We start from the raw sequence: 25,323 nt of genomic DNA, 5'->3' as shown, positions 1-25,323 counted from the left end.
CTTATTTTAATTGGGTTGTGTACTTGTACATGCTGTCGATCATTTCCCGGAGGCCATTCAGGGAATCGATCATGAATTCAAAATACGGGAGGCCGTCTTCCCAGGCGCATCCTACGCGGCACTTGGCCTGGCTGCGCGCCAGGATGTTGAGCACCAGCGGATTGGGCGTGGTGTCGAGATAGTATAAAAAGTCGAACGGGACCTCCGCAAAGTTGATGGCGTCCGGCGAGGTGATGTGGCCCAATAGGGAGAGGTCCTTTTCGGAGAAGAAGTTGAATTTGAATTCGTAGTTGTCCTTGTTGTTGGGTAGAAACTCCAGCACCTCTACCTGCTTGCCATCCTGTTCGAATTTACGGACCAGTTCTTTTACCGTGTCGTGCTTGGGTTTATCCTCTACGCTGAAAATAATGCCGATCTTCTCCGCTTTTTTATACGATACGGTACTCCGGACTGCCTTATTTTTTTTCAGCAACCGGTCCGTCCTCATTTTTAGAAAATTCAGCTTTATCAAGAGTCCTAGAGGTTATTTATCCTTTCATCAATTTTTCAAAATCCAGTTCGGAAATAATCGTCACACCGAGTTTTTCCGCCTTCTCGCGCTTTGAAGGCCCCATATTATCACCTGCCAGCAAATAATCCAACTTTCCGGAAACAGAAGACAGCACCCGGCCGCCATTCTTGAGGATGATCTCCTGTAATTCCTCCCGTTCGTACTTCTCAAAAACACCCGAGATCACGAACGACTTGTTTCCGAGCACATCGCTTTCCTTTTCGGGTTCTTTAGCCGTGCTTTCAAAATGGAGACCGGCCGCTTTGAGGCGCGCGATCTCTCGCTGACTTTCCGGGTTTCGGAAGTAATCAAAAACCGTTTGGGCGATTTTTTCACCGATCTCCGGGGCGGCCAGCAATTCCTCTTTGGAGGCGGCGGCTACCTTTTCGATGGTCTTGAAATAGCGCGCCAGCTTTTCGGCCACCGTCTTGCCCACGTAGCGGATGCCGATGGCAAACAGTACACTCTCAAACGGCACTTCGCGCGATTTGTCGATGCCGGCCAACAGATTTTGCGCCGATTTCTCCTTGAAACCCTCCAGGCGCAGCAAGTCTTCTTTCTTCAGGTCGTAGAGATCGGCGGGACTTTTTACAAGCCCAAGCAGGTGCAGTTGCTCGATCGTTTTTTCACCCAGCGAGTCGATGTCCATCGCCTTGCGCTGGATAAAATGTTCGATGCGCCCCCTGATCTGGGGTGGACAGCCGTCGAGGTTGGGGCAATAGAACGCGGCTTCGCCTTCCACGCGTACGAGTTTGGTGCCACATTCGGGACATTTGTCGATGTAGACCACGGGCGCACTTCCTTTGGGCCGTTTCTCCATCTCCACACCAGTGACCTTCGGAATGATCTCGCCACCCTTTTCGACATAAACATAATCGCCGATGCGCAGGTCCAACCGGGCGATCTCGTTGGCATTGTGAAGCGACGCGCGCTTCACGGTGGTGCCGGCCAGGAAAACGGGTTCCAGTTCGGCTACTGGTGTCACGGCACCGGTGCGGCCCACCTGGTAGGTGATGCCGTTCAGCCGCGTGCTGATGCTCTGGGCTTTGTATTTATAGGCAATGGCCCACCGCGGACTTTTTGCGGTGAAGCCCAGCTGGCGTTGTTGCTCAAGGCTGTTCACTTTGATCACCACACCGTCGGTCTCCAGGGGCAACTCCTGGCGTTTGTTCTCCCAATGCTGAATATATTCGAGCACCTCCTGAATATTCTTACACTTTTTGTAGGTAGGCGATACGTTGAAGCGCCACGATTCGAGTTTGTGAATGCTTTCCTCGTGCGTCTTCAGCCCGGTTTCGTCGCCCAGCAGATAGTAGGCAAAGCAATCCAGTTTGCGTCGCGCCACTTCGGCGGAGTTTTGCATTTTCAGCGTGCCCGAGGTGGTATTGCGGGCGTTGGCGTATTTTTCTTCGCCAATGTCTTCGCGCTCTTTGTTCAACTGTTGAAAGGCATGCTTGGGCATGAACACTTCGCCGCGCACTTCAAAGGCGGGTGGAACGTTTTTGCCTTTTGCTTTCAGGGGAATGTTGCGGACAGTCATCACGTTGGCTGTCACATCGTCGCCGCGCACGCCGTCGCCGCGGGTGACGCCCCGGGTGAGCAGACCGTTCTCGTAGGTGAGGCTGATGGAGACGCCGTCGAATTTTAGTTCGCAAAAATATTCATAGGCCTCGCCGTCGAGTGCCTTGGCGACGCGCCCGTCGAAGTCCTCCAGCTCTTCCTGGCTGTAGGTATTGCTCAGCGAGAGCATGGGATACTTGTGATAGACGGTAGCAAACTCCTTGGTCACAGTGCCACCCACCCGTTGTGTGGGAGAGTGGGAGTCCTTGAACTGCGGAAATTCTTCCTCCAGCGCAATCAGTTTTTCCAGGAGCTTGTCGAACTCCAGGTCGCTGATCTCGGTGCGGTTCTGTTGATAGTAAAGATCATTGTGGTGATTGATCTTTTCGGTGAGTTTTTCGATCTCTGCTTTTGCCTGTTCGGGTTTCATAGGTTGCATAAACACTCGGCCATAAAGCTAGAAAAATTTAGTGTTTAATGTCCCATGCGGGCGTCATCAACGCGCGCGATCCGGCAATTACTTTTGTGTGGGATCTTCGTAGGCTTTCAAGCCTTCCTGGATGTCGATGGTGTTGTTCTTCATCTCCACATCGGCCATGCGTTGTGAGGGATCGATCTGCACAAACGCAATGTCGTCTGCTTTGTGCGCCACCTTCACGGTGTAGGTGGGATTCACCCAGGGCCACGCTTCCAGATCGGTGCGTGGAATGGTTTTGTCTTCTACGGGTTTGTTGCCCAGTGTTTCATTGAGGGGAACGTAGAACATTTCTTTGGAGCCGTCCTTGTAAGTCACCAGCAGGTCCACCGGCATGGGGAACTCGCCGATCCGCTCCAGCGTCACATAGGTGCTGCCATCCTGGTCCACAACGCTTTGGATGCCGTAATCGATCTTCTTCGTGGTGAACACCCAATAGCGCAAATACCAACCCAATTGCAATCCCGAAACTTTTTCCATCACGCGGATGAAATCGTTTGGTTCGGGATGCCTGAACTTCCAGGTGTTGTAGTATTGACGCATGCCTTTGTAGAAATTCTCTTCGCCGATGACATACTTCAATTGGTGAAGGAAGATGGTACCCATGGAATAGGCTGCCGTGCTGTAGCCGGTGTTGGTGTTGTAGTGGTCGGCATGCTGGCTGATGGGTTCCTGCAGGCCGCGTTTGATGAGCGTAAAATATCCGGTATAACTTCCCTGGTGTGCCTCCGCCACCGGCGTGTTGAACAACGCGGCTTTGGATTCGTGACTGGCAAAATCGGTATAGCCTTCATCCATCCAGGGATAGAGCGATTCGTTCGAGGCCAGCACGCCCTGGAACCAACTGTGCGATACTTCGTGCGACATGACACCTTCCAGGGCAGCAAAGGTTCCTTCGCCCATGATCAACGTGCACATGGGATATTCCATGCCGCCGTCGCCACCTTGGATGATGGAATAGGTGTCGTAGGGGTATTTGCCAAAGGTCTTGTTCATGAACTCGAAATGCTGCACGGCATAGGGTTCCATCTTGGCCCAGTTCTCGGTCGTTTTTTCGCCTTTTTGATAAAAGAAATGCACTTCGGGGCCGTTGGGCACCTGGGCTTTGTCGTGGGTGTAGTCGGGGTCGGCGGCAAAGGCAAAATCGATCACGTTCTTGGCCACGAAATTCCAGGTGAGGTTTCCCTCGGGGCGCTTCACGGTGGTGCCCGCTTTCTCATAGCCATAGCCGATCTTGTCGGCATTCATCAGTTTGCCGGTGCCGGCCACCACAAACGTGGGGTCGAGGGTGATCTTCACATCGAAATCGCCCCAGACGCCGTGAAATTCGCGGGCCACATAGGGGTAGGCGTGCCAGCCGCGGTAGTCGTACTCGGCCATTTTGGGATACCATTGGGTCATGGAATAGGCAATGCCTTCCTTGTTGTCGTGGCCGGAGCGCCGGATTTGGATGGGCACTTGCGAGTCGAACTTCATGTCGAACACGGTCTTGGTGTTGGGAAGGATCGGTTTGGCAAGCGTCACTTCCAGGATGGTGCCGTCCACGAGATAGCCCACGTCCTTGCCGTCTTGTTTCAGGCTTTGGATGTGCTGGTAGCCGATCTCGTTTTCTTTCAGATAAAAGATGCGGTCCTTCACGCGGGGGTCGGGATCCGGATAGTTACGCGAGCGAACGTCCATCATGCTGCCCGGCTGGAACGCGTTGAAGTAGAGGTGGTAGTAGACTTTGTTGAGCGTGTCTTTGGAGTTGTTGTAATACACGAGCTTTTGCGTGCCGGTGACCTTGTGCGTCTTCACATCCAGTTGCACGTCCATGGTGTATTCCACGCGCTGCTGCCAGCGGTAATCCTGTGCTGAAATGGGGTGGATGATGGTGAAAAAGAAGAAAATAAGAAAGGCACTCGCAAATTTTAACATTCCGCACACGTTTGAATAACGTGCGCAAAATATTGAAAACCCGGTAGGTTACAAAGGGAATTTATTCTTCCTGAACCCCTTAAAGAAATAGGTGAGGCTGCCGGAAAGGAACGAGCTTTCCGAAAGGGTGAGCGGTTCGCCCGGCAATGCCTTCGGGATATTGTAGGTATACATGAACGCAAATCCCCAGTTTTTAAAACCTACCGAGAGCGGAACGCTGATCGCATAGTTCATCACCCCAAACACATTGGTGGTGGTCTGCACCAGGCTGTAGGTGGTGCCGTATTGCCTGAAATTCTGAATGGCCTCCCGCAGCGACTTGGGCGCCACATAGTCAATCGAAGTGAGGGTTTCGTTCCCCAGCAAAGCAAAGAACGAAGGGGAGATGGCGATGCGGTCGATCCCTTTGAAATTTTTCTTTTCCAGGATAACGCTCACCCCCGGCATGATGCGGTGCACATGGGCATCGCCAAAATAATAGGAGTAATTCAAGCTGAGCAGCACGGGCTTGAACTCGAGCATCGGCGTGACGGAGAGCGTGTTCTTGTACGGAATGTAGGCGTTGTCGCTGGGGGTGTTGTAGAAATACCGGTCGTATTCGCCCATGACGGAGAACGCCTTCGAGAAGCTGTGCATGTAGCCGGCCGATGCGATGGTGAGGTAGTAGGAAGGCACAAAATCCTTGCTCCAAAATCCCGACACGTCCGCAAACAATCCCGACTTGTGATAATACGAGACGCCGGGCGCCAACCCGAAATTCTCGATCCCCAACGTGCGGCCTGCTGAAAGCACGTTGCTGTTGTATCCCATGCGCACGGCAAATTGCGAGCGGATCGGTTCGCCATAGGTGAGCAGGCTGTCGATGAGGTTGAAGATGGTCAACGAATCTTCAAAGGTCAACGCATCGTCTACACGGGATAGTAAAAGCGAATCTGCCTCCTGGGCAAACAAGGTGCCCCCGGAAGCAGACATTAGGATAGTGAAGAGCCATCTTCTACACCAATGCATGTCCTGCGTGTTAGATCAGATTAGTTGTTTCGTTGCTGAAGGCGTTGTTGTTGCTGATCGCGCAGGTTTTGTCGTCTTTCCTGTTGCATTTGCCGTCGCTGGATCTGGTCGAGGATCATTTGCCGGAACCTTCGCTCGGCGTCGGGCAAGGTGCGCAGTTTTTGGGCCGAGATCACTTTGAGCAAGCGGCCGGAGTAATCTTTTTCCAGGTCCAGCTCCTGTTGCTTTATCTTGAACTGGGCATCCAGGGCGGCTTGGCCGTTTTGTTCCTGGTTTTGGTCGGGGGTGGGGTTTTGCTTGGCTTCCCTCAGTTGCTGGCGCAGGGCCTTGCGGCGTTCGGCAAACTCGCGGTAGATGGGCCAGAACTTCTCGGCTTCCTGCGGCGTGAGCTGGAGCTGATCGGTAATGTAGGCCACCCGTGCGGCCTGTATTTTGTTGCGGGCCTTGGTGTCGGTTGCGGGGGGAAGTTCGTCCTCTTGCGCCCAGGCGGGCAGCAGGATGATCGTCAATAAGATTCCTAGAATCGCCTTCATCTCGTATAACTTTAATCGATATCGTCTAAAATGGTGTCGAGGTCGTCGGCGCTGATGTTCAGGCCGTAGACGTCGCTTTCAATTTCGCTGGCGTCCACGCCATCGAGGTGCACCTGCTCCAGCAGCTCGTCGGTGGTCAGGTCGGTGTCGTTCAGGTACGCCACCAGTTCTTCGGTTTGGACGGAGGCCAGCAGGCCTTCAGGGGAATGGTCGGCAGAGGATCGCTCGTACCAAAAAATAGCCACGGCCAGGAGGATCACGGCGGGCAGGGCGTAGCGCAGGCCATAGACCCAAACCGGGCGGCCGATGGCGGCGGATCTGCCCACCCGCGACTGGATCATGCCCGGCAGCTTCTCGAAGTATCCCTCGGGGACGTCGAAAACCTCTTTTTTCGGAATATCTTCAAGCTTTTTCATGATCGGGGGTTTGACATCTTAATCTCTTAAAAGTTTAATCATTCTGATAAATAATCTTCAATTTTCTTCACCGCGTGGTGATAGCTCGCCTTCAGCGCGCCCACCGTGGTGTCGGTGATCTCGCTGATCTGTTCGTAGGACATGTCGTCGAAGTATTTCATGTTGAACACCAGCCGTTGTTTGTCCGGCAGTTTCAAGAGGGCTTTTTGCAATTTCAACTGGATCTCGTCCCCGGTGAGGGTGGGGTTGCTGTCCAGCTTGGCCGTCAGCTCGCCTTCCACATCGCCGATGGGTAAAAAGAAGCGGCGTTTTTTGCGTTGGAGAAAGGTGAGGCACTCGTTGGTGGCAATGCGATAGATCCAGGTGTAGAGCTGGGCATCCTCGCGAAAGCTGTCGATGTGTTTGTGGATCTTGATGAAGACTTCCTGGGTGATGTCGTCGGCATCGTCGTGGTCGATCACCATTTTGCGGACATGCCAGTACACCCGCCTCTGATATTCGCGCACGAGCAAGTTGAACCCATAATTACGGGTTTCCGAATTTCGCAGTTTGAGTAACAGTTCTTTGTCTTCCAAGGAAGAAAGGCATCAATTGGAGCTTAGACTCAGGCGCGGTTGTAAGGTTTAAAAATACGCGTTAATTCTTTTCAAACCCGTTTCGGGGATTGAATTTCTTTCCCACAGAGCGCGTAATAAAGCTTTTGAGCGTGCGGAGGGTCTAAGGCTTGTAGGCCACCAGCATGTCGGCCAGGCATTCGAACGTTTCCTTGGCGTGGGTGGGGAAGTTGGCAAACCGGAGTTGTGTTTTCTTGGCGGCGCCATAGCCGTCGCCGGGTTGCATGCCTTTTTCCAGGAGCATCTTGGTGATGCGCTCGGTGTGTTCGCCGGTGTCGGCCACGATCACCGTTTTCGATCGAAACGCTTTATCTTTCACCAAAGGGCTGATGGCTGCATTTTCAGACAAGGCCTGGTATAACACAGCGGCTTTGTATTCGGTCTCATGGCGGATGGCATGGATGCCTTTGCGGTTCATGTCTTCCACCACTTTTCCGAGCAGGTAGATGCCCAGCACATTCGGTGTCTCGGGCGTTTGATATTTCAAGGCGTGTGTATGCAGGCTTGGGATGGTGTGATACGAACCGATGGATAGGCCCTTGGAGAGCAACTGCTCGGCCTTGGCCACACACGCGTCGTTGACCAGCCAGACACCCAGTCCTGCGGGAAGACCAAATCCTTTTTGAACCGAAAAGAAAACAGAATCCAGCAGCGAAAAATCGAATTCAGGGAAAGGCAATGACGATACAGCATCCACGGCGAGCAACGCGTTCGGATGGTTGGTTCTCACGGTGCGGAAAAAATCCAGGGGCAGCATCACGCCCGTGCTGGTCTCGTTGTGTGTAAGCGCGATCAACTCCGTGCCCGCTGGCGCCTTGAAATGAGCATCGAAGCCTTGGCCTTGTGCGGCCTCCAGCTTGACGGGCTTTCGGTTCAATTGCTGCGACACTTCGAAGAAGCGTTTTGAGAACGCGCCGTTCACCAGGTGAAAAGACTTTTCTTCCACCAGGTTTTGGATGATCCGTTCCCAGATCTCCGTGGCGGAACCCGTGAAATACAAATGATAGCCCGCGGGTATGCCCAACAACGCGCGCAAGCCTTCTACCGTGGACTGATAAATGCTCTCAAATTTCTTCGTGCGGTGCGAGAGCGACGGAATGCCTTCGCGGAAGGCGGTGCGCATGTGGTCTTCTACCGTGAAGTAGAGTTGGGATGGGCCGGGGGTGAAATTTATAGTCGGGTTCATAATGCGGCAACAAAACTAAAAAAGATATTGATACCGTCTGCATCTGCGGGGTGCAATCGATGACCACCACCGGCAGGAAAAGCATACACAAAAATTCTTCCGGATCAAGGTTGGCGCAAAAGCATGTTTTTTCTAAGTTGCACCAAATCCCACTCGGGTTTGGGACACGTTTGCTGAACCTAACATTATAAACAATACCGAGTGAAGCTTTCGTCCAAAATCAGGCTTCATCCGCCAATTGGCGGACCTCGCCCAAAAAGCAGGTTAACAGAAGAAGGTTGCGGATGCCGGCAGCTCAAAACTTGTCTTTAGGGGGTTCAGAAACACCTCCCCAAACCCAGTGGGCTTTTTATTTCCCCTCCAAAAGGCAAAACGCCCAACGAAAAGCCTGATGACTTTCCATTGAGCGTTCTTTATTTGCCCGCCGAAGCTTTAACGAAGGCGTGGCATTAAAAATTAATACAGCACACGGAACTTAATCGTGTGATCAATTTCTCTCAACTCTTTGATCACGTCCTTGTCGTATTGCTTATTGATATCGGTGATCACATACCCGATCGTCTCGTTCGTCTTCAAATATTGTCCCACGATGTTGATGCCGTGGTTGGCCAGAATGTGGTTGATCTTTGCTAAAATTCCAGGTACGTTTTCGTGGATGTGGATCAACCGGTGTGCATTCTCCAACAAAGGCAACGTCAGGTTCGGGAAGGTCACGCTGTTTGACGTGCTGCCCGTGTTGATATAATCCATGATCTTACCGGGCACGAAATTGCCGATGTTCTCCTGCGCTTCCGATGTACTGCCGCCGATGTGCGGCGTCAGGATCGTATTGGGGAGTCCGCGCAATTCCGATTGAAACTCTTCATCGTTGCTCACGGGCTCATAGGGGAACACGTCGATCGCGCAGCCCGCCACTTTACCACTCAACACGTTCTCACGCAACGCCTGGATGTCGACAATGTGTCCGCGGCTGAGGTTGATGAAGATGACACCCTTCTTCATGAGTGCAAATTCTTTCGCGCCGATCAGGTTGAGGTTTGACTCGCGGCCATCGACGTGCAATGACAGGACATCCGCTTGCTCCAACACCTCTTTCATCGACTTGCACTTGATAGCATTGCCCAGCGAGAGTCTTTCTTCTGTATCATAATACAACACCTTCATCCCCAGCGATTCGGCAATGACCGAAAGCTGCGTGCCGATGTTGCCATAGCCGATGAGGCCCAATTTCTTGCCGCGCACTTCAAAGCTTCCCTTCGCCGATTTGTCCCACGCGCCCTTGTGCATTTTTGTGGACTTGTCCACGATGTTGCGCATGAGCATGATCATCTCGGCCACGGCCAGTTCCACCACGGAGCGGGTGTTGCTGAACGGGGCGTTGAAAACAGCGATGCCTTTTTTGGTGGCCGTCTTCAGGTCGATCTGGTTGGTGCCGATACAGAAGGCGCCGATCACCATCAGGCGGTTGGCGTGCTCCAATACGCGGGCCGTTACCTGGGTCTTCGAGCGGATGCCCAACACAGAAACGTTCCTGATCTTTTCGATCAGTTCGTCTTCGGTCAGCGCAGCGTGATAGGTCTCTACGTTGAAGCCTTCCGATTTCAGCAGTTCGATCGCTACGGGGTGTACATTCTCCAGCAAGAGCACGTTGATACGGTTCTTGGGATAAGAAATGGCCGTGTTGAGCTTGTTGAGGTACAAGAACTCATCGAGGCTGGGGGTGATGTGGTCTGCCTGTTTCAATACGTTTTCCCTTTCTACGTTTTCCGTGAAGGCGTAAAACTTATTGGCCAGCCCGGAGTGTTTAATTTCATAATCGGTGTATCCGTCACCAATAACGTATACATCGCCGGGCAGGTTCAATCTTTTTAATTGTTCCACTTTGCCGTTGTTGGCCGACAACGGGTTGTCTGTATCAAAGCCGATCACCCGGCCTTCGGTGTCGAAGCGGAATTCGTTGGCCAGGATATTCTCCGGCTTGATGCCAAACTCGGTCACAATGGGTTCGATGAACTCGCGGAAACCGTTTGAAATGATATAAATGTTGTCGGCGTAATTCACAAAAAATTCGCGGTTACGCTTGAACGATTCGGAGACTTTGTCTTTCAACAAGGCGATGAGGGGGCCGAGGTGGTGTTGTGAAGGGGCCAGCAGGTTCAGGCGTTTCTCCAGCGATTCGCGGAAGGAGATGGAGCCGTTCATGCCCTGGTTGGTGATGGAAACGATCTGGTCCTTGCGCTGTTCTTTGTCGGGATGGTCTTTCAGTGAAATGTCCGCCAGAACATCGAAGGCTTCTACTTTGGTAAAGGTGCTGTCGAAATCGATTACAAAGTACTTGTTCAGTTTCATGGGTTGGTTGTAAACCGCAAATGTAATTTGGATTTGTGACTTACGATTTACCCGGCCCAATTATTTGTTGCCTAACGAATGCTAGTGCAAATTCTTGCTTTTCAGCTACTTTGAGGGCAGTTTTTGCATGCCCGTCAAAAGTCAAGTATACAGAACATTAAACCGTTCCATCCCACGGTAAAAGACCATATCAACCCCGCGAAGCGCGATGACATGCGTTAAAATCGGGCTGTGAATCACATCGCTGGGCAGGGATGGTTGCTGAGTCGAATGCGTTCGGATGGCATTACATGCGCAAAGAGAAGATAAGCGAATAGAGGGAGAGGGGCGGTTTTATATGCAGCCTTATAAGCACTATGCCTTTTACAAAGCAAGATGCATCACCACGGCCGAGGTAGGGCACACGTGTGAAAATTCCGAGGAGGCATTCAGTTCTTTGGGAACGGCGTCGCGCGGGATCACAACAAATCCTTTTCGCTGAAAAAATCCATGCGCGTTTTCTGTCAACAAGAAAATTCCCTTCAGATTTCTTTTGCGTGCCTGCTCAATGAGATGTTCTGTAATGGTGGTACCCAACGCTTTGCCGCGGATGCCGAGCTTCACCGAGAGGGAGCGCAGCAGGGCATAGTCACCATACACTTCCAAACCACCGGTGCCTACCATGGCATCATCCTCCACGTAGCCCACGAGCATGTCGCGCTTGAAATCCAGGTCGTCGGCAGGCAGGCTGGAGGAGCGCAGCAGGTTGCGGAAAACATCAAAGCTTTCTGCATCGTTGATGATCTTCAGGTTCGGTTCCATAGACTAAAGGTAAAAGAATTCTCCACGCATTTTTCCCGGGCATTAAAATTCTTGACTGAATTTTTTTTGAAAAATGGCGGGCGATGCAACAAAGAAGAATGGCCCACACAATAGCTTTCATTTTGAAAAACCGTTGTGCGGGCCAAAAGGTTTTATCGCATCATCAAAATGCGTGAAGCCGCTTCCACTTCTTTGGTGTAGCGCTCGATGGCTTTCGCCGTAGCTTCGATCTGTTCCTGCGCTTCTGCCCAAGCACGTTGCTCAATGCCTTCGCGAATACCGGGCAACGTCTTCACGCCATAGCCGGTATAAAAACCGGGTGCATAGATCGTATGGCGATACCATGCTCTTCTGGGCAACCCTGCATCGGCCATCAATTTCTGTTCGGCACGATACAACGTTTCGTTCAGCGTAGTGAGGTTGGTGTTCGGCACAGTATTATTGGCACGAAGGTCGGCATAGAGTGTGGACGCCTTCTCCAAGCTGGTCAAAGCATTTTGAAGGCTTGAAAAATTCAGGAAAGGCACGGCGTCCTTAGGAGTAGGAGGGACGTATTTGATCAGCGGATCAGCCGCCTGCACAAACACGTTGTCCTTGATCATTTGGTTCTCTACCTCGGTGGACTCGCGCAGGTTGTCCAAGAGGGTCATCACCTCGGTGAGATAGCCGTTCACGGTTTTGGAAAATGCTTTGAAATCAAACGGCAGCACGTCCGCGTTGGCCAACCGAAGGGTTGCACGGCCGGCCGTTTTGGCGAGGGCTATGCCATAGGCAAACTTGGGATCCTTGAAGCGCACATACATGTCGTAGGAGTCGTAGATGGAGTGGTATTCGCCACCGTCGTCTTCACCGCCATAGCCCAGGTTTAGCGAAGGGATGCCCAGGTGTTGAAAGAAGGGACTGTAGTCGGAGCCCGAACCCAGTGCGCTCAATGTCAACACTTTTTTGTCGAGGATATCTTTTCTGGCTTTTGCACCCACGGCCGTCGTGGCTTTGTAAGCGCGCGCCCGGTCGCGGACAGGAATGCCGGTTTGGGGGTCGGTCACGTCGCGCGACACTTCATCCATCAGCGTCTCCAGTGTATGCGATCCGCCCGCATCCAGGAACCCTCTTCCGTTGCCGTCGGAGTTGATGTAGGCGACTACTTTTTGTTGCAGCTCGGTGGCGTGGTGCTCTACCCATTCCGTTGAGCCGATCAGCGAAGGCTCTTCACCATCCCAGGCGCAGTATACCAGCGTGCGTTTCGGTCTAAAGCCGGTCTTCACCAATTCGCTCACCGCGCGGGCTTCTTCCATCAGCGCCACCATGCCGCTGATGGGATCGTTGGCGCCATTCACCCACGCATCGTGGTGATTGCCCCGGACAACCCATTCATCGGGCAGCTCGCTGCCCTTCAGTTTGGCAATCACGTTGTGGCAATCCACGAGCTTCCAATCAAATTCAAGTTTCAGGTGCACTTTCGCCGCGCCGGGTCCCACATGATAGGTGAAGGGCAACGCGCCACGCCATTTCTCCGGGGCCACAGGTCCGCCGAGTGCGGCTAACAAAGGTTGAGCGTCGGCATATGAAATGGGTTGGACGGGGATCTTCAGGAGGTTGCCAGCGTCTTTGCGATCGAGGCGCTTGGCATCTTCCGTGGCCCCAATGCCGGGTGTCAACGGGTCGCCGGGATAGATGGGCATATCCGACACGGACCCGCGTTGCACGCCGTGTTGTGGCCGGAAAGGGCCTTTGGGATAGACATCCCCTTGGTGATAGCCATCGCCTTCCGGGTCGGAATAGATGAGGCAACCGATGGCGCCGTGTTCCTGCGCCACCTTCGGCTTAATGCCCCTCCAAGACCCGCCATACTTGGCGATCACGATCTTACCCCTCACGTCGATGCCCATGCGTTCCAATTGGTCATAGTCGTCGGGCACGCCGTAGTTCACAAAGACCAGTTCGGCGGTCACGTCGCCGTCGGCTGACCAGGCATTATAGGTGGGGAGTTGTTCTTTGGTTTGGCCGCTGGTGGCATCCTCTTTCAGCGCCGGTTCGGCCAGGCGGGCGGTGAACTTAGTTGGACCGACCAATTCCAACTGCCGCACTTTGGGTGTAGGGAAAAGTACTTTGTAAGTTTCGATCTGTGCGTCGTAGCCCCAGCTTTTGAAGAGGTCGCGCATGAATTCGGCGTTTTGTTTTCCATAGGCCGATCCCAGGTGGTGCGGCCGGCCGGCCAGGCGTTTCATCCACACATCCAGGTTTGCAGGTTGCAGATAACTATCGAATTTCTTCTCGGCTTCCCATTCCTGGTCGGAGGAGGTTTTCGTATAGCCCGATAGTGTTTTCTGTTGCGCGAAAGCGGCCGTAATGGAGAACGTGAAAAATAGCAGCAGGATTTTTCTCATAGGTTAATGGTTTTTCAGACGAGAAATATACTGAAAGCGGTTTTGCGAACCCAGGGTTTTATATAAATGGTCGGGATGAGCACCTGCCGTAAAAACATTTCTTGAAAAGAATGCTTTGTAAAGATGGCTGCTGACATAGGATTGTCACAGAGACGTATAGTTTTGATTTTCTGAACGCAAAGGACAATGGAATCGAATGCAACACCGGGAACATCGACGGCTCGCACGGGGCTTGCCGCGGGCCCTCCTGATCATTTTCAATTTATCACTCACGCCGATCCAGGCACAAACCCCCTAATACGATGACCGAATCAAAAACACGCTATGGTTTCACCGGAAGTTTCAAGACCAAACCCGGCAAAGGAGCTGACATGATCGCCATCCTGCTCCAGGCCGCCGAAAGTGTTCGGACAGCAAAAGGATGCCACCTGTACATCATTTCACAAGACGAAAAAGACCCGGACAACATCCACGTGTTCGAGACCTGGGACAGTCGCGAGGATCATGACAATTCCTTAAAAATGGAAGACAGCAAAGGCCTGATCGCACAAGCCATGCCGTTGCTGGAGGGCAAACCACAGGGCATGAGCCTCAAAGTGTTCGGTGGCGCCGGCTTGAAGTAACGTTTTCGTTGGGAAAGATTAATAATTTCTTATAACTTGAACAGCTGATTTTACCATGGTTATTGCCACCTTTATAAAATATCTTATCGTTGTGTTGGGTTGGGCGGCAACATTCTGGTACCTGGTGCAGGGCTTGCAAAATAAAGGTCATAGATCTTATCTCAAGGCGATTCTCATTTTCATGGGAACAGGTGCAGCATTGGTGATCTACTCCATCATAGAATTCTATATCCTTCTTCACACTTGAACGTGAGGCTTGATATACTGTCTTGATGGGCGAACGATCCATCTAAAGACACATCCCGGCGGGTAAGGAGCCACAGCGGGGATGTTTTCGATTGGCTAATTTCGGTTCATCTGGAAGGAAGCCATGATTTTATCCGGTGACCTATGGACTCGCATATTTCTCAAGGAACGCACACAAAATACTATGAAAAGTGAGCGGGAAGAGATTCCTTGCGGGACTTTGTAAAGTACCCACTTATGACCCTCGATCTTGTCACCCGGCGTGTGCTGTTGTGCCTGTGTCTGTGCATGGGCATGCTGCCTGTGTCAGCGCAGACCACGATCATCACCAGTGGCGATTGGAATGACATAAACACATGGTTGGGTTCCAACATTGGCGATAACGTAGGAGAGGACGTCTCATTCCTGGCGAGTTCCGGTACAACCGCGACCGTGCCTTTGGGTACATCCTATACCGTGGGCAATGTAGACATGCAATGGAACATGATCGTGGTCCAGGGCACACTCGATGTCGGCGAATCGGGAAACCCCAAGAACGTCACGGCCGGAAACTCCGCATCTTTGAGCACCACAACCTCCACACTCAGCATGTTGACGATCTGGGGAGATGTAACCGCTGGCTCGTCTTTCCAGCTTTCTTCCGTGTCACAGATCATCATAAAAGGAGATGTTAATCTGGCAGACAACAGCGCGATCACCATCTTTACGGGCAAGAGTATTAGAATAGAAGGGAACCTGATCACCGGTGACGGCACCTTTGCCAATATTGCCAACGGCTCGACGTTGGAAGTTCTCGGCGATATTACCGTGGGTGCAGGTTCCTCCAGACTCTCTAGCACGGCAGTCATCAAAGGGAGGTCGTGCTCCGGCCCGACGGATTTTTGTGGCGGTGTAATACTTCCCATTCGTTTGTTGGAGTTCAATGCTGACGTTGCGGGCGACGAAGTGCGGATAAACTGGTCCACAGCAACCGAGATCAACGTCGACTACATCGCCGTTCAACGCTCTGTGGATGGCCATACGTTCGCCGACATCGGGAAGGTCAAGGCGTTTGGCAACAGCAACACCATCAAAAACTATTCGCTGACGGACGATCAGCCTGTGATCGGAAATCTCTACTACCGGCTTCACTCGGTGGACTTCGATGGCAAGGAGGAATTTTCACGCGTCATTGCTGTGCGATATCTTTCATCCAGCGCTGTGCAAATATTTCCCAATCCGGCGAGCAAACAGTTGAACATTCAACTCAACTTTATTCCGGCAGAACAGACCACGCACACCCTCACCGATCTCTACGGCAGAACCATCGCGCAATTCATCACGCGCATGCCACGCGAGACACTGCAGGTGCCCGACATCAAACCCGGTGTATATTTTTTGAAAACCAAAAGCGGAAAGGATATCTTCTTAAACCGCATCGTTTTCACGGAAAGACCATGAGTCTTTTCGCGACGCATCCACAAACAGGTTTCAATGACATTCACTGCGATCGAACATCGAAGTGATTCTGTTGCTATTTTTTCGTTTGCACAAAAAAAACGTTGTATGTAAGATGCTGCTTTGTGGCAGCCTTTTTTTGTCGCGCAAACAAAATCACTTGCTGTAGTGAAATCAGGCGACATACAAACAGCCATTTCATTTCGCCATCGCACCGTCCTAGCATATTTCCTTACATGAACATGGCACTGCAAATACATTGCAGTGGGGTGGAATTTCTTTGCAGGGAACTTAATAAAACACATTATGATTCTCCGTTTCACATTCACGCGCATCCTGTTATGCATCGGCTTCTGTTCCTGCGTTTCTTACGCTTCGGGGCAGACACAGACCAAAATTCTTTCCACGGGCTGGTGGCATATCCCAGGTACTTGGCAGGGCGGCAATGTTGCCGACCTCATTACGGAGGACGTGACCTTCAACGCGGCTTCCGGAATAACCGCCACCACGTCGCTATTCTTTCCCTACACTATTGGGAATGTTAATCTGCAGTCGAATACCATTGTTGCACAAGACGTTTTGAACATTGGCCAGGCGGGCACGCCAAAAAATGTCACGGCAGTGGGGGGAAGCCTGAACTCTTCCTTGGGTGTCATCACCGTGTGGGGAAGCGTTAACGCTACCGGCAACTTCGCCTTTGTGTCGAATAAGAAAATTGTTATTAAAGGGGATGTCAATTTAGGTGATAATGCCAGTTTCACCATTGGCAACAACGCCACCATTGTGATTGAAGGAAACCTGACCGCCGGGAAGAATACGATCGCCAACATGGCTGCTACGGCCACCATGATCGTTACCGGCGACATCGTGGTGAGTACAGGTTCAACCAGCAACGCGCAGCCGGGTGCTATGAAATCGCGGACGTGTACCGGGCCTGTCGCGTTTTGCGGCAACGTGGTGCTGCCCGTCCAGTTGTTTCAATTCAAGGCGACGGTTGCCGGTGATGCCGTGCAGGTGAAATGGACCACGGCCACCGAGATCAACGTCGACTATTTTACCGTTCAACGCTCGGTCGAAGGGCAGGTGTTCAACGACATCGGCGCCGTCAAAGCCTTTGGCAACAGCACTGTGCTGAGAAATTACTCACTGACCGACCCAAACCCGCTGATTGGAAATGTGTACTACCGCCTGCATTCTGTGGACTTCGACGGCAAGGAAGAATTTTCGGATGTCGTCGCCGTGCGCTACTTGTCTTCGAAGGCGATCGATGTATATCCCAATCCGTCGGCCGGCGATGCGGTGACCATACGTCTCAATTTCAATCCTGGAGAAGAAACTACCCACACCCTTGTGGATGCCTTTGGCAGAACGATCACACATCTCACGATGCATACGTCGCTCGGAACATTCAACATACGGAACATCAAACCGGGTGTATATTTTCTGAAGACCAAAACCGGTGATGAGGTTTTGTTAAACCGGATCGTCTTCACAGAGAGCCGGTGACGAGTCCCGTATTTGCTTCAACCCAGGCTCGTCATTAGAAGGGAAAGCCAATCCCCACGTTGTAAATAACGGGCTCGCGATAGCCATAGAACGTCCCATCGGCGGCCTCCTTCGCGTAGGGTTTCCAGAAGCGGATTTTGTCCAACACAAAACGGTCGCCCTGGTCGCGGGCGGGATCATACACCTTCATCCCCACGTCGAAACGGAGAATGAGGAAGGTAAAGTCAAAACGCAAACCAAAGCCGGTGCCCACGCCGATCTCTTTATAAAACCGGTCGATGCTGAACTGCGAGCTGCGGTCTTGCGTGATATTCCCCTCGGCGTCCACCACGTTCGAGGGCCGGAAGTTCCAAACATTGCCGGCATCGATAAAGATGGCGCCATTCACAAACCCGAATAATTTTTGACGCAGCTCGATACTGGCCTCCATCAGGATCTCCGAAGGCTTCTCGATACTGTAGTCATAAAGTCCATCGCCCTTTGGATTTTTGCTCTCGGGAGGCTTGGCCGAACCGGGACCGAGTCTTCGCGGACGCCAGGCCCGGAGGCTGTTGCTACCTCCGGCAAAGAAGAATTTTTCATAGGGCAAGCTTTCGTTGTCGGAATAAGAGTAGGCAAACCCGGAATTGAGGCGATAGGCGAGAACGGTGTTTTTGTTTAGCGGATCAGTCTTGCGGACATCGATGCTCATCCGGATGTATTTGAAATATTCCAGCTTGAGATCGGTGATAAATTTTGGGTTGATAAAATTCCAGATGGTCCCACCGCTTTCCAATTGTGTACGGATGTACCACGAATCGCGTTCCTTATTGCCGTAATTGTTGAGGTTCCAGGTAATGCCGAAGATGATACTGTTTACAAACGACGGCCGGAAAGAGTTGGTCAGAGCGTTGTTCCCCAAATCGTGCTGCTTCAGCAAAAGCTCCCGGAAGCTCTGCGACAGGTTGGCCGTATCGATCACGCCAAGGTTGAGCGGGATCAGTGAATATAATCGCTTCCGGTTCGCACTTTGCCAGGTATAGGTACCGTTGACGGAGATCACTGTACGCCGGTATTCCGGGCGGTCGGTATAGGCATAACCGGCTGTGAATTTGGTCTTGGGGTTGTATTGCGCAAACTTATAGCGCTGGCGTTCCTTAAAAGGCCAGATAAATTGGGGAAAGGTGAGCGAGGCATTGAGGCCGGCCTCTGTGCTTTTGTACACGTTCTCGCTGCTGGTCGCCGACGCCACACCTTCAAAACCGAAGCGCCCGTTCAGGTCGAAGGTTTCCATGCCGTGAAAAACGTTGCGCTTTTTAAAGGAGATATTATAAAACGGCCCGGGGAAACCTTGCGTCACACTCACCCCGGCCTCGTTGGTCCACTCGTAGCGCGAGAGCGGGCTGGCGAAGATGTTGGCGATAAATTTTCCGCCGGCCGTGTCGTAGTTGATGTTCACAAACTTGAACGCTTCCACGTTGCCCAGTTGTTGCTGCGTCCTTAGGGTCTTGGTGCGGCTGTAGTCTTCGCCAGGTTGCAGGAACACGCGCTGGCTGAGGATCTTCAGGTTGTATTGGTTCTTGTAGTATTTGTATTGAATGTCGCGGTAGGAACGGGTCTGGCGTTGCTGGTCTGGGGCGTTCACTCCCACGTCGGTGGTAAAGGTCACCTGGTCGATGTTGAATTTTTTATGATAGCCGCGCTTGGCCGGATCTTTAATGGAGATGACCACGGCGATCTTCCGCTCCGGTGTGCGGAAAGTGGTGTCGATGTCGAAGTCGATGTACTGGCGGTTGAAGTCATAGTAGCCGTAATCCTTCATGAGCAGGTCCAACCGCTCGCGCTCCTTGGTAAAGTTGTCTTGGTCGTAGCGTGTGTTCTTGACGATAAAGCTGTTACGGACATTGTCGTTCACGATGTGCAGCACGGCGGTGTCGGCCACGTCATAGAAGATGGAGTCAACAAAGTAAGGTTGCCCGGGATCGATTTTGTAGTTCACCGTCACGAGCTTGCCGGTGTTGCCTACGTGTTCGGTTACTTTGTTTTTAAAATACCCTTTGCCAAAAAGATACTCCTGGAAGCGTTCGCGGGTCATCGCCGCCTTGGCACTGTCGAACACCGAGATGGGCTCGCCCCACTGCATCCAGACGTTGCCGTTCTCGATAAAGCCGTTGAGCTTGTCGACCTTCTTCAGCTTTTTGAATTGATAGTTGTTGATCTTGCGCTGCGACGTGGTGGAAGCGATCTTATCGTCGTATTTCTTTTCAACGGCCTCTTTCCGGCGGATGTACTTCTCCTGGTGGTAGCGGCGTTCACCAAAATAGTAGATGCTCACCAGGGGGGTGACGGGGGTCCCGAGGATCTTACGGTTGGGGCGTTGGATGTATAAATTCCGGAGGTCTTCCTGGTTGATGGTGCCCGGCGCCTGGATCGTTTGGCGGAACAACAGTTTTTCGTTTTCTTTCAGGTGCTTTATGCCCAAGCATCCTGAAAGGGATGCGGAAAGCCAAAGCGCCAAGACTATATATTTGAACTTCGATGTCGTCAAGGGGTGGAAAATGCTATCAAAAGCTAAAATCAAGTTTGTTAAATCTTTGCAAATAAAGAAATACCGCAAACAGGAACAATGTTTTCTGGTGGAAGGAGCAAAGAGTGTTCGCGAATTGTTGGCCTCCGATTTCGAGGTGACACTGCTGTTGGGCACGGAAGAATTTCTCTCCAGCCATCGGCCCACCGGGCGAATGGAGGTGATCGAGGTGAAGCCTTCGGAGTTGGAAGGCCTGGGCGAATTTCAAACGAATGATGCCGCGCTGGCCGTGGCCCGGCAAAAGCCCAACCAGCCCTTTCCCCTGGCTGCCAACGAATTTGCCCTGGTTCTGGACGATCTGCGCGACCCGGGCAACCTGGGCACCATCATCCGCACGGCCGATTGGTATGGCATCGCCAAGATCATCGCTTCCGAAGAAACGGCCGATGTTTACGCACCCAAAGTGATCAGCGCCACCATGGGTTCCTTCACCCGGGTGTCGGTCTTCTACACCGATCTCGCTACCTATTTAAAAGATACTGCGCACCGCGTCTTTGGTACCTACCTCGATGGAAAGGACGTGCACACGGTCGACTTCGGAGCGGGTGGTCTCATCGTGATCGGCAACGAGTCAAAAGGCATTGCCCCACCGTTGGAGCGATACATCACCGACAAGATCACCATTCCCCGCTTTGGGCTGGCGGAGTCATTGAATGCGGGGATTGCCACAGCCGTGGTGTGCGACAACGTGCGCAGGCCGCGCGTGAGCCGCTAAACCCGCGAACGTTCAGACCGGGGTCCTCTTTCAGAATACATTTTTGGTTAACACTTTCATCACATCGTTCTTATAATTCCGGCCGATGGGGATGGTGTGTTTGCCAATCTCCACGCCAACCGCCGAATAGGCGTCGATCTTGTCGATGTTGATGATGAACGAGCGGTGGATGCGCAGGAACTGATGACGGGGCAGACTCTCTTCAAGGTAGCCGATCTTTTGTTGCGTGATGATCTCCTTATCGGCCGTTTTCACTTTGACGTAGTCTTTGATGCTTTCGATATAGAGCACGTCGGCCATGCGTGTCTTGATCATTTTCTTGTCTACTTTAAAATAGACGTGATCGTCGGTGAGGGCGTCTGTTTTGGGGATAAGGGGCAGCGCGGTGGGTTGGTGCATGAATTTCGCTACCGCTTTCAGAAAGCGATCGAAGGGGATGGGCTTCAGCAGATAATCCACGACTTCCAATTCAAAACCTTCGATGGCATAGTCGCGATAGGCGGTGGTGAAGATCACCCGGGGAGGATCTTTCAAGGTTCTCAGGAACTCGATGCCGGAAAGTTTTGGCATCTGAATGTCCAGGAAGATGAGGTCCACCGTGTTTTGTTGCAGGAACGTGAAGGCGGCAATGGCATTGCGAAAGGTGCCGGCCAGTTCCAGTTGCTCCACTTTGGCTACGTACGATTCGATGATCTCTATCGCCAGGGGCTCGTCGTCTACTATTATGCACTTCGCGGACATAGTATTCGGGTTTATTGCTGAATCGTGAGAATGACCAGGAAAGTTTCCTCGCCGTTTATAATTTTCAGTTCATGAAGCCCCGGGTACAGCAGGTCGAGCCTCCGTCGCACATTCTGGATGCCGATGCCGGGCTTGCGCGCCACGCCGTTGAGGGCCGCTTTGTTGTTCTCCACTTTAATGACCGTGACCGTCGGTTGAATGTCGACGCTGATCTTCACCCAGGCGTGTTGCAATTCCTCATTCGCCCCGTGTTTAAAGCTGTTCTCCACAAACGGCAACAAAATGAGCGGCGCGATCTTGCGGTCGTTCACCTCGCCGTTGACCCGCACATCGATATCCAGTTTGTCGCCATGCCGCATCTTTTCGATGTGAATGTAATTGTGAATGAACTTGAGCTCCTTCGTGAGCAACACATGCTCGCTGGTGCATTCGTAGAGCATATAGTTGATCAACTCCGAAAGCTTCAGCACCGTGTCGGGTGCCTTGTCTGATTTCTTCAGCGTGAGCGCATAGAGATTGTTGAGGGTGTTGAACAAAAAATGCGGATGGATCTGGGTCTTCAAAAATTTTAGTTCTGCTTCCAGCTTCTCTTTGGTCAGTACCTGTTGTGCCTGCTGGTTGGCATACCAATATTTCAGCAGCTTGATGGCCACAGCAAAAAAAGTGACCGGATAGATCGACGCCACCATCTTCACGATCTTGGCAAAATAGAAGAATGGATCGTTGAGAGCCTCGGGATAATAATAGGGATAGTCAAAATTGAATGCGACGTACCGCTGCACGATCCCCGCGAGGAAAGAGGAGGGGACAAGCCACATGAAGAACAGACCATATTTCCCGGGCAACAAGTAGCGAGGCAACAGAAAATACAACGTGAAATAAGTGAAGATGATCTTTACGGGCAGATACTCCAGTTCCTCAATGAAATTCTGTTTGTACGTGTCGGCAAAGCTTCCGTACAACACAGCATAGAAAACCACATGACAAACCCAGAATAAAAGGTGTTGTAAAATGCGGTTCTGCAGCAGCCAATCGAGTCTCCGTTTTAGCAAGGCGTGTGCTTTAAAGTATAGATCCCCTGTCCTTGGGACGCGGGATCGTGACGGTAAAAATACGGTAAACAAAGGGGATGTACTTCGACAATACCCGAAGGACGGCCTCTCCCGGACCAACTTCGCTCATCACCCCCCGAATGACTCAGAACCCATCGGCGGTGTCATCGCCGCGGTGGTCGGCGCCGCCTTCCAGTTTGCCGTTGGGGAGCACCAGGATGGCATCCACGCGGCCAATTCCACCGCGTCGCCGGAAGGCATGGCCCATCTTTACCAGGGTAAGACTGTCATCCGAAAGCATGGCATTGTGTTCCATGGCGATGGTGTCGGGGAGCCACTGGCTGTGGAAGCGCTTGGCGTCCACGGCCTCCTGCATGGTCATGCGATGGTCGAGCACGTCGACAATGATTTGAAAAACGGAGGTGATGATGGTGGTACCTCCGGGTGTGCCGACGACCATGAAGAGTTTTCCATCTTTTTCGACGATCGTCGGTGTCATGGAACTGAGCATGCGTTTGCCGGGCTCGATCTTGTTGGCTTCACCGCCGATCGCGCCATACATGTTGGGAACGCCGGGTTTGATGCTGAAGTCATCCATTTCATCGTTCAGCAGGAAGCCTGCACCGCTCACCACCACTTTGGACCCATAGCTGTCGTTGAGCGTGGTCGTCACGGAAACGGCGTTGCCCTGGGCATCGACGATGGAGAGGTGGGTGGTCTGCTCGGATTCTATGGTGGAGATCATGCCTTCCTTGATGTTGCCGCTGGGCGTGGCATGTTCGGGGTCATAGTCGCGCATCCGCTGGTCGATGTAGAGTTTGTCGGTGAGCCGGGCCACGGGCACGTTGTAGAAATCCGGGTCACCCAAGTATACCGAGCGATCGGCATAGGCGCGTCGTTCCGCTTCGGTCATCAGGTGGATCGTCTTGGCGGTGTTGTGTCCCCAGTCGTTGATCGGGTAGGGCTCTACCGATTTGAGGAGTTGCAACAATGCCACCCCACCGCTGGACGGCGGTGGCATGGAGATGATCTTGTAGTCCTTATAGGTGCCGGTAAGGGGTGTTCGCCAGATGGCTTTGTAGCCCTTCAGATCGTCGTGCGTGATGAGGCCGCCACCGCGTTTCATTTCAGCCACGATGCTGTCGGCGGTTGGGCCTTCGTAGAAGCCGGCTGCACCGAGGTCGCGGATGCGCTCCAGGGTATGGCCGAGGTCGGTCAGGAAAAGGCTGTCGCCAGCCTGCCAGTTGTCCTTCAGAAAAAACAATGGCGGCACGACATTGTTTTCTTTAAGATCCTGTTGAATACCATGGAGGCCGTCGGCTTCTTTTTCCGTCAGGGCGAAGCCGTTCAGGGCAAGGGCGATAGCGGGTTCAACGAGTTCTTTCCACGGCAGCTTGCCGTATTTGGCATGCGCGGCGATGAGTCCGGCAACCGTTCCGGGCACACCGTGCGAGCGGTGGCCCTTCGAGCTGAGGCCATCGATGATGTTGCCGCTCTCGTCCAAGTACATGGTGGTGGCCGCCGAGGCCGGCGCCATTTCGCGGTAGTCGAGTGCGGCCAGTGTGCCGTCGTGTTCGCGCAACAACAGGAAGCCGCCACCGCCGAGGTTGCCCGCCGACGGATAGACCACGGCCAGCGCGAGTTGGGTGGCGATGGCCGCGTCAACGGCATGGCCCCCCTTGCGCAAAATAGCAGCGCCGATTTGGGCCGCCAAGGGATGGGCACAGACCACCATAGCCGAGTCGGTGATGCGTCCGTTGATGCTTTCCTTTCGCATTGCCGGTTTACAGGCAACTAGTGTTATGGCAAGTAAAAGCGGAAATACGCGATTCATCATTGGGGCTATTGGTTTAGTCGTTATAAAAGTATTAATTCCAGAGAAACTTTATAAAAAACTTATTAAGCATAGTACATGAGCCTGCGAAAAGAAAAGGCCGCTCGATTGAAGGTGCACGTGCTTGACCACACCTTGAGATTAATAGGCAGAAAATCATTTGACGATTTGTATGTGGAGGATATTTGCGCGAAGGTGAAGATCTCAAAAGTTACCTTGTTCAAATACTTTCCCCAAAAGGAAGACATTCTCTTATATTACTTCCGCGTATGGTGCCTCACCCGTTCGGTGGAGCTGGCCCAGAAACCCAAAGAAGGATTGGTGGGGATCTATTACCTCTTCGATAAATTAAGCGAAGGCTGCGAAGAACACCCCGGTCTTTGGCTCAGCCTGATGGGATACCTGTCGGATTTCAAACGCCCACCCAAACCCTTTCCCGTGAAGCCGGAAGAAAAGAAGCTGCTTTTCCCGGAGATCACCAATATCACCTCCGTCGAGATCATGTCGACCGACCAGATGTTCGAAAAATTTACGCTGGAGGCGATTTTCCGGAAGGAGATCACCAAATTTATTCACACCCGCGAGATCACCAACCTCATCATGTCCGTATTCATCGGCGGTATCGTCATGGGGCACCTGGGGCAACAGAGTCCGCTAAAGCTCTTTTTTAGAAAGAATGTGGACCTTCTGATGAAGGGAATTGCGTGATTTTTAACTCCTTGCTCGCCGCTTTAAGGAAGCCGAGGCTTACCCGCCGAAGCTTTAAGGAAGGCGAGGCTTGCCCGCCGAAGCTTTAAGGAAGGCGAG

20 protein-coding genes are annotated in these 25,323 nt (G+C 52.4%); 5 read left to right on the top strand and 15 right to left on the bottom strand.

Annotation, left to right across the window (positions count from 1 at the left end; translation table 11 throughout):
* Position 1 precedes the first annotated feature (1 nt).
* From D4L85_RS26605 to D4L85_RS26555, 11 genes are all read right to left on the bottom strand, one after another.
* Positions 2-487: a DUF6913 domain-containing protein gene (locus D4L85_RS26605; RefSeq protein WP_119757156.1), complete on the bottom strand. Its 486-nt coding sequence runs from the start codon at positions 485-487 to the stop codon at positions 2-4.
* 40 nt (positions 488-527) lie between these two features.
* Positions 528-2,540 (bottom strand): NAD-dependent DNA ligase LigA, encoded by a 2,013-nt coding sequence (ligA, locus tag D4L85_RS26600; RefSeq protein ID WP_119757155.1) that lies wholly within the window; start codon positions 2,538-2,540, stop codon positions 528-530.
* 87 nt (positions 2,541-2,627) lie between these two features.
* The gene (locus D4L85_RS26595) at positions 2,628-4,502 is read right to left on the bottom strand and encodes a M1 family metallopeptidase (RefSeq protein WP_119757154.1); all 1,875 of its coding nucleotides are present in this window, start codon (positions 4,500-4,502) and stop codon (positions 2,628-2,630) included.
* Between the two features lie 48 nt (positions 4,503-4,550).
* Positions 4,551-5,474: a hypothetical protein gene (locus D4L85_RS26590; protein WP_119757153.1), complete on the bottom strand. Its 924-nt coding sequence runs from the start codon at positions 5,472-5,474 to the stop codon at positions 4,551-4,553.
* Between the two features lie 56 nt (positions 5,475-5,530).
* A complete protein-coding gene (locus D4L85_RS26585; protein WP_119757152.1) occupies positions 5,531-6,043 on the bottom strand; it encodes a hypothetical protein in 513 nt (170 codons plus the stop codon).
* Positions 6,044-6,054: 11 nt separating this feature from the next.
* Entirely contained in the window at positions 6,055-6,459 is a 405-nt protein-coding gene (locus tag D4L85_RS26580; RefSeq protein ID WP_119757151.1) for a hypothetical protein, read from the bottom strand.
* A 38-nt stretch (positions 6,460-6,497) separates the two neighbouring features.
* Positions 6,498-7,034 (bottom strand): RNA polymerase sigma factor, encoded by a 537-nt coding sequence (locus tag D4L85_RS26575; protein ID WP_119757150.1) that lies wholly within the window; start codon positions 7,032-7,034, stop codon positions 6,498-6,500.
* Positions 7,035-7,176: 142 nt separating this feature from the next.
* Entirely contained in the window at positions 7,177-8,259 is a 1,083-nt protein-coding gene (locus D4L85_RS26570; RefSeq protein ID WP_119757149.1) for an aminotransferase class V-fold PLP-dependent enzyme, read from the bottom strand.
* 456 nt (positions 8,260-8,715) lie between these two features.
* Entirely contained in the window at positions 8,716-10,608 is a 1,893-nt protein-coding gene (gene serA / locus D4L85_RS26565) for a phosphoglycerate dehydrogenase (protein WP_119757148.1), read from the bottom strand.
* 363 nt (positions 10,609-10,971) lie between these two features.
* Positions 10,972-11,409, bottom strand: coding sequence for an arsenic resistance N-acetyltransferase ArsN2 (gene arsN2 / locus D4L85_RS26560; RefSeq protein ID WP_119757147.1), 438 nt, complete (start codon positions 11,407-11,409; stop codon positions 10,972-10,974).
* Between the two features lie 152 nt (positions 11,410-11,561).
* Entirely contained in the window at positions 11,562-13,796 is a 2,235-nt protein-coding gene (locus D4L85_RS26555; protein WP_119757146.1) for a transferrin receptor-like dimerization domain-containing protein, read from the bottom strand.
* A gap of 302 nt (positions 13,797-14,098) precedes the next feature.
* Here D4L85_RS26555 and D4L85_RS26550 point away from each other — a divergent pair, with 302 nt between their 5' ends.
* The 3 genes from D4L85_RS26550 (at position 14,099) to D4L85_RS26535 (ending at position 17,608) form a co-directional block, all read left to right on the top strand.
* Entirely contained in the window at positions 14,099-14,419 is a 321-nt protein-coding gene (locus D4L85_RS26550) for a putative quinol monooxygenase (protein ID WP_119757145.1), read from the top strand.
* Positions 14,420-14,902: 483 nt separating this feature from the next.
* A complete protein-coding gene (locus D4L85_RS26540) occupies positions 14,903-16,105 on the top strand; it encodes a T9SS type A sorting domain-containing protein (protein WP_119757143.1) in 1,203 nt (400 codons plus the stop codon).
* Positions 16,106-16,408: 303 nt separating this feature from the next.
* Positions 16,409-17,608 carry a T9SS type A sorting domain-containing protein gene (locus D4L85_RS26535; protein WP_119757142.1) on the top strand — a complete coding sequence of 400 codons (1,200 nt, stop codon included), beginning with the start codon at positions 16,409-16,411 and terminating at the stop codon, positions 17,606-17,608.
* A 34-nt stretch (positions 17,609-17,642) separates the two neighbouring features.
* On the opposite strand, the gene tamL is transcribed toward D4L85_RS26535, so the two are convergent.
* Positions 17,643-20,069, bottom strand: coding sequence for a translocation and assembly module lipoprotein TamL (gene tamL / locus D4L85_RS26530; protein ID WP_119757141.1), 2,427 nt, complete (start codon positions 20,067-20,069; stop codon positions 17,643-17,645).
* 112 nt (positions 20,070-20,181) lie between these two features.
* Here tamL and D4L85_RS26525 point away from each other — a divergent pair, with 112 nt between their 5' ends.
* Positions 20,182-20,889: an RNA methyltransferase gene (locus D4L85_RS26525; RefSeq protein WP_335621951.1), complete on the top strand. Its 708-nt coding sequence runs from the start codon at positions 20,182-20,184 to the stop codon at positions 20,887-20,889.
* Between the two features lie 30 nt (positions 20,890-20,919).
* Here D4L85_RS26525 and D4L85_RS26520 read toward each other — a convergent pair whose 3' ends face one another.
* From D4L85_RS26520 to ggt, 3 genes are all read right to left on the bottom strand, one after another.
* The gene (locus tag D4L85_RS26520) at positions 20,920-21,630 is read right to left on the bottom strand and encodes a LytR/AlgR family response regulator transcription factor (RefSeq protein ID WP_119757139.1); all 711 of its coding nucleotides are present in this window, start codon (positions 21,628-21,630) and stop codon (positions 20,920-20,922) included.
* Between the two features lie 11 nt (positions 21,631-21,641).
* Positions 21,642-22,682: a sensor histidine kinase gene (locus D4L85_RS26515; protein ID WP_160144017.1), complete on the bottom strand. Its 1,041-nt coding sequence runs from the start codon at positions 22,680-22,682 to the stop codon at positions 21,642-21,644.
* Between the two features lie 145 nt (positions 22,683-22,827).
* Positions 22,828-24,459 (bottom strand): gamma-glutamyltransferase, encoded by a 1,632-nt coding sequence (gene ggt, locus D4L85_RS26510; protein WP_228450642.1) that lies wholly within the window; start codon positions 24,457-24,459, stop codon positions 22,828-22,830.
* A 135-nt stretch (positions 24,460-24,594) separates the two neighbouring features.
* Between ggt and D4L85_RS26505 the strand changes: the two genes are divergently transcribed.
* The gene (locus D4L85_RS26505) at positions 24,595-25,224 is read left to right on the top strand and encodes a TetR/AcrR family transcriptional regulator (protein WP_119757136.1); all 630 of its coding nucleotides are present in this window, start codon (positions 24,595-24,597) and stop codon (positions 25,222-25,224) included.
* Positions 25,225-25,323 lie beyond the last annotated feature (99 nt).

Source organism: Chryseolinea soli (genome assembly GCF_003589925.1).
In the GTDB taxonomy this organism is placed as follows: domain Bacteria; phylum Bacteroidota; class Bacteroidia; order Cytophagales; family Cyclobacteriaceae; genus Chryseolinea; species Chryseolinea soli.
The sequence above is the reverse complement of the archived record's forward strand: the minus strand, read 5'-3'. Positions and strand labels throughout refer to the sequence as shown.